This is a genomic window from Paenibacillus solanacearum (assembly GCF_910593845.1).
GTDB lineage: Bacteria > Bacillota > Bacilli > Paenibacillales > NBRC-103111 > Paenibacillus_G > Paenibacillus_G solanacearum.
The window spans coordinates 140,798-156,454 of record NZ_CAJVAS010000008.1 but is presented as its reverse complement, the minus strand read 5'-3'; the positions used below and the strand labels follow the sequence as shown (position 1 = coordinate 156,454).

The 15,657-nt window shown below is 55.8% G+C and carries 14 protein-coding genes; 4 read left to right on the top strand and 10 right to left on the bottom strand.

The features are described from left to right. Positions 1 to 113 precede the first annotated feature (113 nt). Positions 114 to 1,385: a hypothetical protein gene (locus tag KXG62_RS11790; RefSeq protein ID WP_218092158.1), complete on the bottom strand. Its 1,272-nt coding sequence runs from the start codon at positions 1,383 to 1,385 to the stop codon at positions 114 to 116. Positions 1,386 to 1,588: 203 nt separating this feature from the next. Between KXG62_RS11790 and KXG62_RS11785 the strand changes: the two genes are divergently transcribed. Then, positions 1,589 to 2,437 (top strand): AraC family transcriptional regulator, encoded by an 849-nt coding sequence (locus KXG62_RS11785; protein WP_218092157.1) that lies wholly within the window; start codon positions 1,589 to 1,591, stop codon positions 2,435 to 2,437. 154 nt (positions 2,438 to 2,591) lie between these two features. On the opposite strand, the gene KXG62_RS11780 is transcribed toward KXG62_RS11785, so the two are convergent. The 3 genes from KXG62_RS11780 to KXG62_RS11770 all read right to left on the bottom strand — a co-directional run bounded on the left by KXG62_RS11780 (position 2,592) and on the right by KXG62_RS11770 (position 6,142). Then, on the bottom strand, positions 2,592 to 3,692 hold the full coding sequence (locus KXG62_RS11780; protein ID WP_246627402.1) for an alcohol dehydrogenase catalytic domain-containing protein: 1,101 nt from the start codon (positions 3,690 to 3,692) through the stop codon (positions 2,592 to 2,594). A gap of 255 nt (positions 3,693 to 3,947) precedes the next feature. Next, positions 3,948 to 5,276, bottom strand: a complete 1,329-nt coding sequence (locus tag KXG62_RS11775; RefSeq protein WP_218092156.1) for an ABC transporter substrate-binding protein — start codon at positions 5,274 to 5,276, stop codon at positions 3,948 to 3,950. A 47-nt stretch (positions 5,277 to 5,323) separates the two neighbouring features. Then, positions 5,324 to 6,142 carry a glycerophosphodiester phosphodiesterase gene (locus tag KXG62_RS11770; RefSeq protein WP_218092155.1) on the bottom strand — a complete coding sequence of 273 codons (819 nt, stop codon included), beginning with the start codon at positions 6,140 to 6,142 and terminating at the stop codon, positions 5,324 to 5,326. Positions 6,143 to 6,413: 271 nt separating this feature from the next. Between KXG62_RS11770 and KXG62_RS11765 the strand changes: the two genes are divergently transcribed. The 3 genes from KXG62_RS11765 (at position 6,414) to KXG62_RS11755 (ending at position 8,991) form a co-directional block, all read left to right on the top strand. After that, positions 6,414 to 7,175: a DeoR/GlpR family DNA-binding transcription regulator gene (locus tag KXG62_RS11765; RefSeq protein WP_218092219.1), complete on the top strand. Its 762-nt coding sequence runs from the start codon at positions 6,414 to 6,416 to the stop codon at positions 7,173 to 7,175. Positions 7,176 to 7,413: 238 nt separating this feature from the next. Beyond that, positions 7,414 to 8,493 (top strand): tyrosine recombinase XerS, encoded by a 1,080-nt coding sequence (gene xerS / locus KXG62_RS11760; RefSeq protein WP_218092154.1) that lies wholly within the window; start codon positions 7,414 to 7,416, stop codon positions 8,491 to 8,493. Positions 8,494 to 8,607: 114 nt separating this feature from the next. Continuing rightward, the gene (locus KXG62_RS11755; RefSeq protein WP_218092153.1) at positions 8,608 to 8,991 is read left to right on the top strand and encodes a MerR family transcriptional regulator; all 384 of its coding nucleotides are present in this window, start codon (positions 8,608 to 8,610) and stop codon (positions 8,989 to 8,991) included. A gap of 258 nt (positions 8,992 to 9,249) precedes the next feature. On the opposite strand, the gene KXG62_RS11750 is transcribed toward KXG62_RS11755, so the two are convergent. The 6 genes from KXG62_RS11750 to KXG62_RS11725 form a co-directional block, all read right to left on the bottom strand. Next, positions 9,250 to 10,215, bottom strand: a complete 966-nt coding sequence (locus KXG62_RS11750) for an NAD(P)-dependent oxidoreductase (protein ID WP_281426757.1) — start codon at positions 10,213 to 10,215, stop codon at positions 9,250 to 9,252. A 175-nt stretch (positions 10,216 to 10,390) separates the two neighbouring features. Beyond that, complete coding sequence (locus KXG62_RS11745) at positions 10,391 to 11,620, bottom strand: MFS transporter (protein WP_246627401.1); 1,230 nt, start codon at positions 11,618 to 11,620, stop codon at positions 10,391 to 10,393. A gap of 320 nt (positions 11,621 to 11,940) precedes the next feature. After that, positions 11,941 to 12,819, bottom strand: a complete 879-nt coding sequence (locus KXG62_RS11740) for an aldo/keto reductase (protein ID WP_218092152.1) — start codon at positions 12,817 to 12,819, stop codon at positions 11,941 to 11,943. A 13-nt stretch (positions 12,820 to 12,832) separates the two neighbouring features. Then, complete coding sequence (locus KXG62_RS11735) at positions 12,833 to 13,399, bottom strand: NUDIX hydrolase (RefSeq protein ID WP_218092151.1); 567 nt, start codon at positions 13,397 to 13,399, stop codon at positions 12,833 to 12,835. A gap of 18 nt (positions 13,400 to 13,417) precedes the next feature. Beyond that, entirely contained in the window at positions 13,418 to 13,825 is a 408-nt protein-coding gene (locus KXG62_RS11730; RefSeq protein ID WP_218092150.1) for a VOC family protein, read from the bottom strand. A 206-nt stretch (positions 13,826 to 14,031) separates the two neighbouring features. Further along, entirely contained in the window at positions 14,032 to 15,483 is a 1,452-nt protein-coding gene (locus KXG62_RS11725; RefSeq protein WP_218092149.1) for an amidase, read from the bottom strand. Positions 15,484 to 15,657 lie beyond the last annotated feature (174 nt).

Here is a 15,657-nt window from a genome sequence, read left to right as displayed (position 1 = left end):
GCCATCGCCTGAACAGGTGTCGAACATCGAACCTCGCCCGCCAGCCGGTCGTTGATACGCCAAAGACTCCGTACGGCTGTACGGAGTCTTTGCTGCGTTCGCTTAACTTGAGATTACGCCAGCTCCCCTCCGGGATACAGCGTGGAGCTGTACAGACGTTTCGTCTGGGGAAGCGGTTTGCCGGAAGGCGCTGCGGTCAAATCGTATGCAGCGCTGCCGAATATGTAGGCGGATTCGCTGCCGTAGATGACAACCTGCTCCCGGCCGGTGCCGAACAAATCCCCGTGAGCGACGTAACCATCCTCGGGGAAGGTAACGACGGCATTCATGAAGCCGTCAACTAGCGCCGGCAGCAGCCCGCCGCCTCGCCGGTATGCGAGAATGTAATCGAACGGTCCGTTATCCCATCCGCGGACCGTTTCGATAATCGTCAGCCAGCCGTCGGTCGTGCGCTCTTCTTTCCACAGCAGCTGCCCCTTCTGATCCAGCAGGAACAGGGCGTCCTTTCCTTTGCGGGTTCCACGCGCGTCACCGCGGACGATCCGGTCCAGTCCGGCGATTTGCAGCCCCGGAAGATCGCTGCGGAACCGGCCGAGCGCTACGTGCTGCGACTCGACGGAGCCATCGAACCGCCACAGCTCCCGGCCGTGCCGGTCGTACATCACTGTCACGCTGCCGCCGATAACCAGCTCGGGAGCGCCGTCGCCGTTCACGTCGCCGACCCAGATGCAGTCGGCGTGATCGTCCAGTTCACGACAACTCCACAACGTCCTTCCCCGGTGATCGAGCAGATCATAACCGGCCATCACTTCATCCCGGCCGTCGCCGTCCAAATCGTATACCCAAGGGAAATGCCCTACGTTGCCTTCATGCTTCCACAACAGGCGAAACTCGTGATCGAGCGCCCACATGCGGCGGTAACGGTCTTTCAGAATCAGTTCCGCCGGCCGTTCGCCGCCGCTCAAGTTGGCGATGATGATGCAGTCATGCGCTTCCGGATCGGGAAGCTCGCATTCGGCCTTCGTCTCGCCGGTCATCCCGTCCAGAACAAGCAGGCGGCTATCCATCACGCACAGCACTTCGAGCGCGTCGTCGCCGTCCCAATCGTAGATTTGTGCAGGATAATCCGAGCCCGGCCCGCCTGCATCGGGATCCGGCTCCCCTTTCTGCCACAGCATCGCGCCATCCAGACCAAACGCCGTTACGCACTGCACCTGGTGCGGAATATAGCGCACATCCTTCCGGTTGCTGGGCTGCACCATTACGATTTCCATGCAGCCGTCGCCGTTAAGATCGCCGAGCAGCATTTTGCAGCGCGGTCCCGCCTTGCGAATGTCCAGTTTACCGATGAGCACGGCTTCCGTTGAACCTGCCTGTCCGACCATACCGCTCACTCCTTTGCTTCGACGCCGTCTTCCTTGCCGCGCATGGAACGTATTGCGAAATAAACGTCAATATATTAACGTATAAACATACGCAGCAGGCGAATATAGAGCGCCGTCTTTCCTTCCAGCATACGTCTTCACAGCGTCTGCCGGCAATCGAAACATATGAACCGATGTAAATAATTGAAACCGAGGTACATCCGATGAAAAAATTCATATTGCCTCTGCTTCAGGGCGAGGTCCTTCTTCCGTTCTACGTATACTGCGTCGGCGGCACGGCAGACCAGCCGCCGATCCGCCGTCTTGGCGGGTACCCGTACTATATTTGGCTCCACACCGTCAAAGGCAAGGGCAAGCTATATCTCGAGCAATCGGTGCATACGCTCCGCGAGCATACCGGCGTGCTCATATACCCGGGCAGCGCCCACGAGTATTACAGTCTGGAATCGCCTTGGGAAACGCATTGGGTGGCGTTTCAAGGCTACGGGGTCGCTCCGCTGCTGAAGCAAATCGGCCTCGAACGGTCGTCCGTCTACCACCTCAGCAATATGCAGCTGCTTGACCGGCGGCTGAACGACATTTATATGTCATCCAAAGTGAGCGGACCCGACAGCGGCATGACCAGCTCCGGTAAGCTGTACAGCTTCCTGATCGATCTGAAGAACGGTCTGCATCCCGACCGCGCCCGTTCGCAGGCAACCGCCCACAGCCGCCTGCAGCCCGTCTTCGCTTATATGGAATCGCATTACCGGGACGACTTGTCGCTGGACCGGCTGGCCGTGTTGATCGGTGCATCGCCTCAATACTTATGCCGCATCTTCAAGCAAACAGTACAGATGAGCCCGGTCATCTATTTAACCCGGCTGCGCTTGCAGAAAGCTAAGGAGCTGCTCGTCGATAACCATGAGCGGACGGTCGGCGAAACGGCGGCCAGCGTAGGGTTCCACGACACGAGCTATTTTTGCTCCGTATTTAAACAGTATGAAGGCATGACGCCGCTCGAATTCCGCAAATCGTATATGCAGGGCTATGCGCACGATCATAGCCAATAACCCGGCAGCCTTAGGCTGCCGGGTTATTGATAATGAATGATTCAGGTTTGCCATCGCCGCTCTGCCGAAACGATCATGCTCCTGTAGACTCCGATGTGAAGCGACTTGCGCTTGAAGCGGCGCTTCCGTTCGTTTTACGGCAAACAAGCCGGTTCTACCAATGAAACTGGAGGTATGTCTTCTTCCAATCGCGATGCGCAGCCGCTTCGTCCATGGCCGCCACGAAGTCTTTGACTTCATGAATTTGCTTGTAATGATCCGGCAGCAGCCGGCCGAGCGTTTCCTGGCATTTCGGATCGCGCATCGCTTTGAGCACCGGATGGTAATCGACCGAATAGCTCCGGCTGCTGCCGATCAGCGTAAGTCCTTTCTCCAATACGTCCCGCGTATTAATCGGTACGCGCTCCTCCGTTACGCCCATCAGAATGAGGCTGCCGCCGCGGTTCATAAGGTCGATCGCCTGATTGATCGCGCTTTCGCTGAATTTGCCGCCGGTGCACTCAACCGCCACATCGAAGCCTTCGATCGAGGAGAAGTCAAAGTCCTGCACGAGATGGCGCGTTGCAAACTGGAATTCGTTCAGCTTCTCCGGGATCGCGCCGAACACGTGCAGCCGGTCTGCGTCCAGTCCGAACACGTGATGCAGCATAGCCGCCGACAAGTAACCTACAGGCCCGTCTCCGAACACGACCACCCGCGTATTGCTGTCTCTCAGCCGATCTTCAATGCGGCTCAGCGCTTGATGCGATACCGAGCACAGCTCGGACAGCACGGCGATCTCGTCCGGCACGTCGTCCGGAACCGGAATGGCGCACGATACGGGGACAACGAGCCGATCTTGCGCCAAACCGTCGAAACCGCTGGACAAAAATCGCCCATTCGTGCAGTAATTCGCTCCCGCTACGCCACGGCAGTAAGGGCAGCAATCGTCCGGCGACGTTCCGTTCAGCAGGTAGCCCGGGATGTTCGGCACGATGACGACGCGCGTTCCTTCCTTCAAGCTCGTATTGTTGCTATCGACGACATGGCCGATCCCCTCGTGAATGAGCGCCATCGGCAGTTTGCGCGCAAGCGCCTCGGGACGCCGGTTGCCCATATAATAGCGCATATCGGCGTGACAAATGCTCGCCAAGTCCGGCTTCACTACAACGAAATCTTGCGGAATCGGATGCTCGAGCACCGTCTCTACCACTTCGCCGGGTTTGACCAAACGGAAAGCTCTGGATTTCGTCGACACTGGATTGTTCGTAATCATGAATAAGTCCACTTCCTTCATTTGTGATAAGTTCATTGCTGCAATAAACTATTCAGAATGTGCTCATTTGTGTATGTATGTAGTTTATTTATGCGCGATTTAATTCATATTATAAACATTCCCCGTGAAGTGTCAAGCGATTTTTCATATAAACAAGCATTCGTAAGCAAATAACGCGCATGAACATAAAACAAACAGCCTCTTGCGCATGCAAGAAGCTGTGGATTTCATTATCAACGGCTGATAGGCAGGCCGTTATTTATTTTCTTGAATATATTTGTTCGCTTTCTCGTCTGCTGTTCTCAAGACCGTATTCACGTCCGTTTTGTCGTATGCCATCGATTTCGCGGCTTCGCTCAGGAACGGATACAGCTTCACGTCATACTTGGTCGCCTTCGGCAGGCCTGCCGGCTTAACCTTGAAAATACCTTGCAGGTTTTTGCCGTCGTACAGCTTGGTATCTACCGCTACGTCTTTCTTGAGGGACGGGTCGCTCAGTACCGTCATCCGTGTTCCCTTATTCATCGTCTTCTGCGCTTCTTCGCTGACGATCGTCTTGATCGCGGCGTAGGCGGCCTTCTTGTTCTTGCTTGTCGGCGTCACCATCGCCAGGTGGAAGTCGATTTCACGGCCAACGCCCGGCTTATCGTCGAAGGACGGGAACGAAACGAGATCCCAGTTGAAGCCTTTACCCGGCTCCTGAAGCTGCGGCAGACGAGCTGTCGTTGCGGCGAGCCAGTAAGGGAACATGGCGGTTTTTTGGTCCTTCAGGAAATAATCGATACCGTATGAGTACTTTTTCTGCGGTTCTACGCTGCCAGGGATGGCATAGTTTTGCTCATAGATGCCGAGCACTTTTTTGAATCCGTCGGTTTGCAGCACGGATTTCTCCTGCTTGGCATCGACGACGCCGAGTCCGTATGGACGGATCAGAATGCTCGGGCTCTGCAGGTCCAACCCGACGTATTGGGTGCCTCCGTCCATTCTCGTCACCTTGCGCGCCAGATCGATCACTTGGGGCCAGGTCATGTTGTCCTTCGGAGGCGCAACGGCGAACTTGTCGAAAATATCCTTGTTGAACAGCATAACGCCGTAGTTCATCGCATAAGGAATACCGAACATTTCCCCTTTATCGCTAAAGGTTTTCATCGTGTTCACGGTTTCCGGCTCGAATTTGCTCATATCGATCTTCTCTTGCTTGATGAACTCGTTAAGGTCGGAGCCCAGTCCAAGCTGCAGCAGATCGAGCAAGTAGTAGTTACTCGTCAAGATCACGTCGGGCACTTCGCCGGCTGCGATGAGCGCATCCAGCTTCCCTGTTACAAGCTGAGGGGTTATGTTCGGATATTTCGCTTGGATCGGCTTCGTGATCAATGCTTCCAAATCGGGACCGGCCAGAACGCCGGCGTTGTGGGAGTAAAATGTCAGCGTCACCGGCTCGTTATTGTAAGCGTTCGGGTTGGGCGCATCCGTTTTGTTTCCGCCGGAAGCCGCTTCTTTCGCGCCTCCCGCACAGCCTGTAAGCGCGATTGCTCCAAGCATGGACAAGCCGAGCAGCATTGGTATCGCTTTCTTTTTTTTCATTCTAAGTAACCCCTCCATTTAAATATAACAATTTATCCTATGTTTCATTAGGATTGCTGATTGGCTTGCCAGGATTGCACGCCTTTCACAAATTTGGCCGGTTCGTCGGTCGCATACCAACGAATGCCCAAATCGAGCAGCCCGTGCACGGACGGTTCGTCGATCTGGAAAGGCAGCACTTCGAGATCGATTCCGGCGGCGGCCGCTTCTTCCAGCGCATATTTCAAAAACTCAGGTTCGATATCGTATGGCCAGCCCGGATGCGGCTGCTTCGAGTTCAAATGCAGCTGCACCTGATCCAGTCCTTGAAAACCGGATTCGCGTACTTGATTGAAGGTCGCTTTGATCTTCTCCGCGGAACCGCCAACCCACAGCATGCTCTTCACGCCTTGGGCGATCGTTTTCATGCGCGCACAATTTTCCTGCTTGTTATGGGTGAAAATCACTTGCTCGTTCACGCCGTATTGGTCGATAAGACGTCCCAGCTGCTCCAGATCGACGTTCTTCAAATCAAGATAAACAAGCCGCTCGGGCTTTCCTTGCATTTCGATGAACATTTCCTCGACGGAAGGAATCCGCTCGCCGGCGAATTTCTCGTCGAATTTGACCCCGGCATCCCATGACTGCGCTTCCTCGAACGTAAATTGAGAGATGGACCGATCTTTTACTTCGTCCGGCGCCGTCGTTGTTCTCGCCGGCGTATCGTCGTGCAAGCACACAATGACGCCGTCCTTCGTCGTCCGGATGTCGGCTTCCGGAATTCCCCCCAAGCCCCAAGCATACCGATTGGCCACCATCGTATTATCCGGAGCTTCGTACGCTCCTCCTCCGCGATGCGCTTGCCAATACACTTGAAATGCGCTCATTTCCCCTGGCTCCCTTTTATTTTCATAATAGTAATCTTTCTTAAAACATGCGCGAACTTGTATGTTTGCGCGCGTTTGTTTACATATTACAGAGTATTCCATTTGACTGTCAAGTATATATTTTGTAAAGTGTTACTTGACTGAGAGCCGTTTATAAAATAGTCTTACATTAATGTAGTCACGGTGAAACAAACAGAAGTGAGCAAATGAGAGCATACATCGCGGTATGTGTTATAATGAAAGAACGGACGACATGCGAGAGGGGATTATGATGCTAGCAGCAGAACGGAAATTGCGAATCGTAGAATTAGTCAAGCAAAAACATGTGGCTACCGTCAGTGCCCTTGCGAAAGAATTTCACGTGCACGAGGCGACCATCCGGAGGGATTTGGCCGAAATCGAGCAGGAAGGCTTACTGCGCCGGACGCACGGCGGCGTCATTGTCGACAAGGGCGCCAACATTGAACCTTCTTTCACGGAACGCGTCAGCGACCAGCTGGATCAGAAAATGCGGATCGGCAAGAAGGCGGCATCGCTGATCGAAGACGGCGATCACATCATTCTCGATTCGGGAACGACAACGATGCATATCGCACAAAACCTCGTGAACCGTTCGAATATAACCGTCATTACGAATGACATGAACGTCGCCGCGGAGCTTCGCGATTCGCCCGGCATCACGGTCATCGTAACCGGCGGAACGCTGTACCATTCCAGCTTCATGCTGAATGGAATGTACACGGATCAAATTCTGAAGTCGCTGCACGTAAACAAGGCGTTCATCGGAATTCCGGCCATTCACCCGAAGTTCGGGCTCACGCATCCGGAGGCGGAGCTGGTCCCGACCAAGAAAGGCATGATCTTGGCTTCGCAAGAAGTGATCGTCGTCGCGGACGACACGAAGATCGGCAAAGTATCGCTGCATACGGTCGCTCCTGTGACGGATGTGCACACGTTCATCACCGGATCGGAAGCGTCGGAAGCGCAGATCAAGTTGTTCAAGGAAGCCGGCATCGACGTCATCACGGTATAGCAGATCGTGATCAAGAGAGTATAGAAGGAGCAGAACGGCCGTTCAGGGCTGCGCTGCTCCTTTTCGTTTTGCGCGACGGCCCTCTCCTATTCGCGCAAATGTGCAAATGGGGTCAAGCCTTTATCGGCATTTGCAAACGTGATATGCTGGAAAAGAATAGCGCGGGCGATGCTGTCGAACTGCATATTAATGGTTATGTAAAACTTTATTTTTTTTCGAATTGAGGTGTGCCGTATTTATGAACCTTATTAAAGTCAAGGACCGCCTTGAGCTGGAGAAGCGGCTCCCTTCGATGCCATGGTACGTCGAGAAATTTATCAATTATAAATTGCCGGACCTCTCCCCTTCCTCCTTGCTCGAATATGTGCGCGATTACGATACGTTCTTTTCCTGGCTGCTGGCTGAAGGCTTGACGTCCGCCGCCTCCGTGCGCGAAATTCCGATCACCGATCTGGAGAAGCTGCACATGGAAAGCATCGATCATTTCAAAATGTTTTTGGCGACGCGCAAGGAAAACGCCAACGTCCGCACGACGATTTCGCGCAAGCTGTCGTCCCTCCGCTCGCTGTTCCACTACTTGAGCCAGATCGCTGAAGACGAAGATTTTTATCCGCTGCTCAAGCGGAACGTCATGGCCAAGGTGGAGATCAAACGGACGCACAAGCCGAAGGATTCCGCAGCGAAGCTGGAAGGGAAGCTGCTGCAGGAATCGGAAATTATCGAATTTATCGGATACGTCAAGAACGGCTACGCCGAAGACGTTGCGCGCAACAAGCAGGCGCTCTATTCGTACGAGCTGAATAAGACGCGCGACACGTGCATCGTCAGTCTCATCCTTCACTCCGGGCTGCGCGTCTCCGAGGTATACAATCTGAACGTCGACGATATCGACCTGAAGAAAAAACTCGTCTACGTTTACCGAAAAGGGAAAAACGACGATACGTTCAAGACGCCCGTCTATTTCCGGCAGGAAGCGATCGACGAATTAAGCTTGTACCTGGAGCTGCGGCAGCCGCAATATAAACCGGTGAAACGCGAGAAAGCGCTCTTCCTCGCCGTCGCCAACGGCAAGAAGGAAGGCGAACGAATGACCAAGCGGGCGATTCAGGAGATGGTCATCAAATACGCGAAGCGGTTCGGCAAGCCGTACTTATCGGTTCATAAGCTGCGGCACTCCTTCGCAACCGACTATTATTTGCGCAACGATCTGTACAAAACCCAGGAGCAGCTCGGTCATGCCTCCCCGGAAACGACGCAAATTTATGCACATTTGACCGATAAGACGATGGCGGAAGCCATCGATAAGCCGAAGGAATAAGCGGCGGCGCCGTCAGACCGAATATATGCGTACACTGTGAATCCTGCCTTGACCTTGACACTAGCGTCATCGTTTATAATACCCATTGGATGATATGACAGGAGGGGTCGTCACTTGAAAATCAGCCAACTGGCGAAATCGACCGGCGTCAGCGCCCGTTCCATACGGCATTACGAGAAAAAAAAGCTGTTAACCTCCACGCGTCTTGAAAATGATTACCGGGAATTCGATGAATCCGCGGTGGAACGGGTAAACACGATCCAACTCTATTTGAGCTTAGGCTTGACGACGGAAGACATAGAGCAAGTATTGAATTGCAGCGATGCATCTCCAGAATATCCGGCGGATGCCTATTGCGGGGAAATGCTTGAAGTGTATGAACAGAAGCTGCAAGGAATCAATAAACAGATGAGTGCGCTGGCTCTTGTACAGCAGCGTCTGTTGCAGCGGATCGGTCAAATGAAACAAAACCGCCTCGCGCGGTGCGGCGATCATTAATTGAACACAAGCCTCCATCCTTCCGTTCCACGGAAATATGGAGGCTTGTTTCCTGATCTCCCGGGATAGGATCATCGGCTTTCGCAGCGCACGGCAGATTGCAGGCGAGAGCAATCCCCGGGCACGGGGTTCGACCGACCGCCTAGCAGTGCCTCAACGCGCGCTTGCGATCGCGCGCATTGGGGAAAAATGCGGCTCACCTGCCGGCCGGATACGGAGCGGATGGGCTTCAGCCCCCGCTCCGCGTCTTCTCTCCATTCACGCGGACGGCTTCTTCCTCAGCATAGCCGCGATGCGCGAGAACGAGTCGTTGCCGTGGCCCGCATCAACGGCCCGCCGCACCATCGCTTGGACGGCGTTCAATACCGTGACATCGAGCCCGCGCGATTGCGACGCGTGGATGATGTGATCTATCGCCGCCGCAGTCGACGTAAGATTGGATTGGCTGCCGGGATAACGGCCTTCGTCGATTTGATGCGCGAGATCAGCCATGATGGCCGGCATGATCGCCGCAATCCCTTGTGCATAGACGGCGAAATCGCGAGCCGCGATGTTTTCCGCGCCGGCCAGCGCGACAGCATGCGCGTATCCGCTCATCGTCGTCCAAAACAAATCAAGCAGCGCGACATCGTACGCCGCGGCTCTCCCGGGGTCCGCATCGAGATACGCGGCGCTTCCGCCAATACTCGCCAGCGTCTCACGGTGAGCCTCGTACACGCCCTGCGGCCCGCTGTACAGCACAACGGCGGCAGGCGAACCGATGGTGGCCGCCGGGGTCATGATTGCGCCGTCGAGATAACCCACGCCGCGCGCCGCTGCCCATGCGGCCGTCGCACGCGCCCGCTCCGGCGTATCAGCGGTCAGGCATACGACGGCGCGCCCGTTCAAGGCACCGCCCGCCGCTTCCAGGATCGCGTGCACGGCGTCATAGTCGAGCACGCACACGATAACGAGCGGGCTGGCCGCTGCCGCCTCGGCCGCCGTAGCCGCGCTTGCGGCGCCCAGCGCGACAAGACGGCCGGCTTTCCCCGGCGTGCGATTCCATACGGTCGTTGGATGACCGTTATTCAGGAAGGCGCCGGCCAGCGCCTGTCCCATAGGTCCCATTCCGAGAACCGTCACTGGTGAGCGGCCATTCGCTCCTGAGCCCGCGCCGCCGGTCTCTTTCCCCTCCTCTGCCATAGAGGATTCGCTAATAAACAAATTCGGATCTTGTTTCTCCACGGTGTACATCCCCTCTCCGCTCTGGTTCGGCTTTATTGTAAAGGATGACACTAGTGACAAAGTCAACAGGCTTTTTTTAACTTCATCTTAGTTCACGAATCTATCTTTGGCTTCGAAAGTAAAACTCCCCGCTTCCGGTTAAAGTACGGGAGACGGGGATTACGGTCGAATCCATTTACGGAAGACGCTGCCGCGCGGTTTGCCGGCCGTTTTTCGGCTTTATGGCAACCACCGCCGTAGCGACGCCTAGCAGGCTGATTGCTGCAAGCGAATAAAATAAAGCCCCGGCCGTCCAGTCCAGCGCAAGCGAGACCAACGGCGGGCCGGCGGCCACGCCGACAAAACGCATGCTGCTGTAAATCGAACTGACTGTCCCCCGCTGCTCTTTCTCGATTCCCTCCGTAATGAGCGCATCCAGACACGGAAGCGCTACGCCGATTCCTAGCCCTCCCGCCGCGACAAACCCGAAAAAGCCCCATAACGCGCGCGCGTTAAACCAGGAGAGTCCGACCAGCGCAAGGCATAGCAAGAGCAGACCGGATACCGTAAGCCATTTCATAAGCGGCTTGTTTTCCCCGATCGCTTTGCCGGTAATGTAGGAAGCCAGGCATAGCACCGACAGCGGTACGGCGAGCAGGCTCCCTTTGACGATGCCATCAAAGCCGTATCGCTCCTCCAGCATTTCCGACAGGTAGAACAATAATCCGAACAGCTCGAACATCCCGATCGCGCCGATCAGGAAAATGGCGAACAGCCAGCGGCCCTTTTGCTTGAACAAGGGACTTACCGATTCGTAAAATGCGTGAAAGGTCACACGCTTTCCTTGCTGCTGCGGCACTTTCAGCAAAAAGGCAAGCAGCAAGACGGACACCGCGCAGAAGACCGGAATCGCCAAAAAGACGGCATACCATGCGATCATGGTTAACAGCGATCCGATGATCGGGCTCAGCACCTTGCCGAAGGTGTTGGACGTTTCGACGATGCCGAGTCCGCTGCTGACGTCGCTTCCCTTCTTGAACATATCCCCTACGAGCGGGAGAACGATCGGCGCAGCCCCCGCGGCCCCGACGCCTTGCAGGAAGCGCCCAGCCAATATAAGCGCATACGACCGGTCTCCAAGCAGCACGGCGGCCAGCCCGGAGACCAGTCCCCCTACCCCGGCAATGATCAGACTGGGGATCATAATCTTTTTCCGCCCATACCGGTCCGATAAATAACCGGCAATCGGGATCAACACAATCGCGACAACCGAATAAACCGTAATGAGCAAGCTGCTCTGAAACGGACTGACATGGAGTATTTTGCCCATCATCGGCAGTACGGGAATGAACATCGAATTGCCGAGCGTCATCATGAGCGGGACGGTGCTTACCGCCGCGAGCTCCGAATGCTTATTTTGTTCCATTATGCGACCACCTTGTCGTTCGTATAGCGCTAGCTCTATACTTCTTGGAGGTCTCCGGTTGTCCGGTCAACGATCGATTGATATTTTATCCTATATTTGTAAGTTCATGCATGGGGTTGGCCGTTCGCTTTCCCAAACACTGAAATCCCCTGCTCCTTTCGATCCAAAAATCCAACAACACATTCGTTGTACAACTACGATAACCTTACAAAAGCCCATTACGAGAAAAAGGGCCCTGCGCCTAACCTAGGCACAAAGACCCTCCTTTGATGCAGCTCACGCTGCGACATTATTTCGCGATAAATCTTACCATTTCAGCGTTACGCAATGGACGACGGCGAGCCGAACGGGCTCTCGTAGGGCGCCACCTGCCTGAGCAGCTGCTCCGCTACCTCCCGTTTCCCCGGCTCGAACCGGCTGACGGCGTCCACGATTTTCGGCAGCAACCGGATGTCCCCGGCGCTTGCGAATCCGGCAATGCCCTCGAACGACAAGACGAAGTTCACGCAGGCGTCGATGACCTGCTGCTCTTCGAACGGCTCGTACCAGGTGGCATAGCGCCGCTCCTGTCCTTCCTCCCACGGCTTCCGGGCAATCGCCTTGATTACCCGAAGCGGAACGTCCCGCTTCTTCGTTTCCTCCAGCAGCGCGTCGAACGCTTCGCGGTATTCGGGCATGGCGTACAGCCGGTAGTTCAGCGGCGTCAGCACCGTCTCGAACGGATACCGGCGCAGCGCCTCCAGATGCGTACGCGGCGCAAGATGCCCGTGGCCGGTAATGCCGATCGCCTTCACGACGCCTTCTTCCTTGGCTTCGATGGCGGCCTCAATCGCTCCGCCCTTGCCCAGCGCCTTGTCCAGCTCAGACAAGTCGCCGACGGCATGAAGCTGCAGCAAATCGAGCGTATCGACCTGCAGCCGTTCGAGCGAGCGGTATATTTGCTCCTTCGCTTTGGCCTTGGTCCGTTCTCCGGTCTTCGTTGCCAAAAACACGCGATCGCGGTACCGGCTCATCCATGGTCCCATGCGCAGCTCCGCATCGCCATAGCTGGCGGCCGTGTCGAAATGATTGATCCCGTGCTCCAGCGCGTAGCGAATCGATTCGTCGGCTTCCTCTTGCGTTACGTTTCCAAGCTTGGCGGCCCCGAACATGACGACAGAGCTCATATAGCCCAGCTTGCCCATCTGACGCTGCAGCATCCATACGCCTCCCTTACTTGTTTACGGCATTGGAAAAACCGAATCCGTTGAACGAAGCGATCGGTTCCTTATCCGCTCGCAGCCCGCTGCCCCGCCCGTTCAAGGCGATGTCGACGAGCCATTGCGTGAAGGTTGCCACCTTCATCTGCTTCATTTCCTCCAGACTGAAAAATCCCGCGCCGTCGGACTCGAATCCGTCCGGCTCCGGCTCGCCCTCCACGTATTCCATGCTGAAGGCGATATACACATTATGTATGTCCCTCGGCTGATCGCGAACAGCGACGATTTCTTTTACTTTCGCGCGCACGCCGCTCTCCTCGAGCACTTCGCGTTCAATCGTTTCCTCGATCGGCTCGTGCTGCTCGATATACCCGCCCGGATTGGTCCAATTGCCCTTGCCAGGCTCGATCGCCCGGCGCACAAGCAGCACCTGGCCGTCGCGGACGACGAGCGCCCCGACGCCGATGCTGTAATTGCCCCAATGGACAAACGTGCAGCTCGTACATGCGAGCCGATCCGTGCCGTCAATCTCCTTGATCGCCATAGGCTGTCCGCATTGCATACAAAACTTCGCTGTCATCTGCAATCCTTCTCTCTATTAACTGTTCAGTTGCGGTGAACCGGGATTCAGCTTCATGAATTCAATCCGGTTGCCGTCCGGATCTTTCACCCAGCATTGATCATTGCCGTCTTTGCCTCGTTTGGGCTCAACGTCCAGCGTAACGCCGTGGTTCTTTAAATGCGCCGCGATCGCGTGAATATCGTCGACTTCCAGGCACAAATGGTTGAAGCCGATAGGTCTGGTTACCGCCTCCGGCTTGTTCTCGCCTCCATAGAACAGCTCAATGAACTGCCCGTCGCATACCTTGATGTATACGATCCACGGCTCATCTTTGTCGTTATGGAGCTCGAACGCCTTGCTGCATCCAAGCACGCCGCAATAAAACTGCAGGGAACGTTCCATATCCTGCACGGTCAGCGCCAAATGCCCGATCCGTTTAATCATCCGGCCACCTCCTCGAATCTTCGCTTCTCGCCCTACCTTTCCATCATACAAAATATAGCTGCGGATTAGAAGATTTATATGCGCGGAATATCGCTCGATGCTCCGGAATATGGAGGGGCACTGAGCGGATGCATGATCCGTTCATGTTCATACCAAAAAAGCAAGGTCTGCTCGATGCAGCCTTGCTTTCCGATGGTTCGTTCCGTCTATCGATCCAGAGCCGGCTTCTTGCGCAGCGGGAACGACTGCTCAAACGCATAGGCGATCCGGATGAGCGCCGGTTCACTGTAAGCCGTGCCGGTAAAGCATAGCCCGAACGGCTTGCCGTTCGCTGCGCAGCCGCCGGGTACGGCGATGGAAGGATACCCCGCCTTGGCCGCGATGTCGGCGCCCGTCGTGGACGGGAACAGCAGTGCATCGAGCCGGTGCGCCGCCAGCACGGCATCGATACCTTCCGTACGCGAGAGACGCAAATCGGTGAGACGGTCTTCCAAATAGCCTGGCTCCGTCAACGCGCCTGACGTTTGCTCCGATGCCATCAACGTCACTTGCCCGTATCGCAGCGCCTGCTCAAAATGCTGCGCATTATAAACAATTAACTGCTCCAAAGAGTGCACGGGCAAATGCGGAGCCAGCTTATGCAAATAGGCGTTGACGTCCGCCTTGAATTCATGCAGGAGCACGCTGGAACGATGCCGCTTCAGCGCTTCGGCCGAAGGGATGTCCGCTGGATCAATCACGATTGCCCCCGCTTCTTTCAAGCGGGCGATCGTTTGCTCGAAGAGCTGTTTTTCTTCGTCGCTCAGACCGTCGTGATACACGTTGCGGGGAATGCCGATCCGCGCCCCTCTTAACCCGTCGCGATCCAGATATGCGGTGTAATCTGCCGGTACGCGTCCCCGGGACGTGCCGGTGACCGGGTCTGCAGCGTCCCAGCCAGTCATCGCGCCGAGCAAGCAAGCTGCGTCGGCGACGGTTCGCGCCAGCGGTCCCGCCGTGTCCTGGCTGTGCGCGAGCGGAATGATACCGGAGCGGCTGATCAGCCCTACCGTCGGTTTGATCCCGACGACAGCGTTATGTACGGCCGGGCTCAGTATCGACCCGGACGTCTCCGTCCCTACCGTTACAGGCACATAGCCGGCGGCCACTGCAACGCCCGATCCGGCGCTGGAGCCTCCGGTGGAAAAATCCGCGCCGTACGGATTCAGCACTTGACCGCCACGGGAGCTGTATCCTCCCGGCATGCCCTGCGTCATGAAATTGGCCCACTCGGTCATGTTCGCCTTGCCGAGCAGGACAGCGCCCGCTTCCCTTAACCGTGCGGCGACAAAGGCGTCCTGAGCGGCATAGTGTTCCGCCAAGGCAATGGACCCGGCGCTTGTATGCATGTGATCGCCGGTATCGATATTGTCCTTGAGCAGCACCGGGATACCGTGCAGCGGGCCTCTGGCCCCCTGCCGCTGTCTTTCGTTATCCAGCGCTTCGGCGATCGCCAACGCGTCCGGATTGAGCTCCAGCACGGCGTTCAGCTTCGGCCCCTGCCGGTCATGCGCGGCGATTCGCTTCATGCATGCCCGCACCAGTTCGGCGGATGTCAGTTCCCCTGCAGTCATCGCTTCTCGAAGCGCAGCGATGCCCGCTTCTTCCATAGGCAGCATTCGTTCCCTCCTCCCAAAATTGTCCAACTCTAACTGTACTTTACGAAACGAAGGAACAGCAAGGGATACAACGATTATTATCCATACTTTCCCTTGCCGCCCGCCATCCCTGAAACGCGCAAAAACCCGTATCGTCGTTATCGGCGAACGGGTTTCCATAACATGCGGAATAGG

What these genes read in the sequence shown, in the direction of transcription:
- KXG62_RS11725 (WP_218092149.1), bottom strand. Translation starts at nt 15,483, where the DNA reads ATGCTGCCTATGGAAGAAGCGGGCATCGCTGCGCTTCGAGAAGCGATG.
- xerS (WP_218092154.1), top strand. Translation starts at nt 7,414, where the DNA reads ATGAACCTTATTAAAGTCAAGGACCGCCTTGAGCTGGAGAAGCGGCTC.
- KXG62_RS11765 (WP_218092219.1), top strand. Translation starts at nt 6,414, where the DNA reads ATGCTAGCAGCAGAACGGAAATTGCGAATCGTAGAATTAGTCAAGCAA.
- KXG62_RS11745 (WP_246627401.1), bottom strand. Translation starts at nt 11,620, where the DNA reads ATGGAACAAAATAAGCATTCGGAGCTCGCGGCGGTAAGCACCGTCCCG.
- KXG62_RS11790 (WP_218092158.1), bottom strand. Translation starts at nt 1,385, where the DNA reads ATGGTCGGACAGGCAGGTTCAACGGAAGCCGTGCTCATCGGTAAACTG.
- KXG62_RS11770 (WP_218092155.1), bottom strand. Translation starts at nt 6,142, where the DNA reads ATGAGCGCATTTCAAGTGTATTGGCAAGCGCATCGCGGAGGAGGAGCG.
- KXG62_RS11785 (WP_218092157.1), top strand. Translation starts at nt 1,589, where the DNA reads ATGAAAAAATTCATATTGCCTCTGCTTCAGGGCGAGGTCCTTCTTCCG.
- KXG62_RS11735 (WP_218092151.1), bottom strand. Translation starts at nt 13,399, where the DNA reads ATGACAGCGAAGTTTTGTATGCAATGCGGACAGCCTATGGCGATCAAG.
- KXG62_RS11775 (WP_218092156.1), bottom strand. Translation starts at nt 5,276, where the DNA reads ATGAAAAAAAAGAAAGCGATACCAATGCTGCTCGGCTTGTCCATGCTT.
- KXG62_RS11730 (WP_218092150.1), bottom strand. Translation starts at nt 13,825, where the DNA reads ATGATTAAACGGATCGGGCATTTGGCGCTGACCGTGCAGGATATGGAA.
- KXG62_RS11780 (WP_246627402.1), bottom strand. Translation starts at nt 3,692, where the DNA reads ATGATTACGAACAATCCAGTGTCGACGAAATCCAGAGCTTTCCGTTTG.
- KXG62_RS11740 (WP_218092152.1), bottom strand. Translation starts at nt 12,819, where the DNA reads ATGCTGCAGCGTCAGATGGGCAAGCTGGGCTATATGAGCTCTGTCGTC.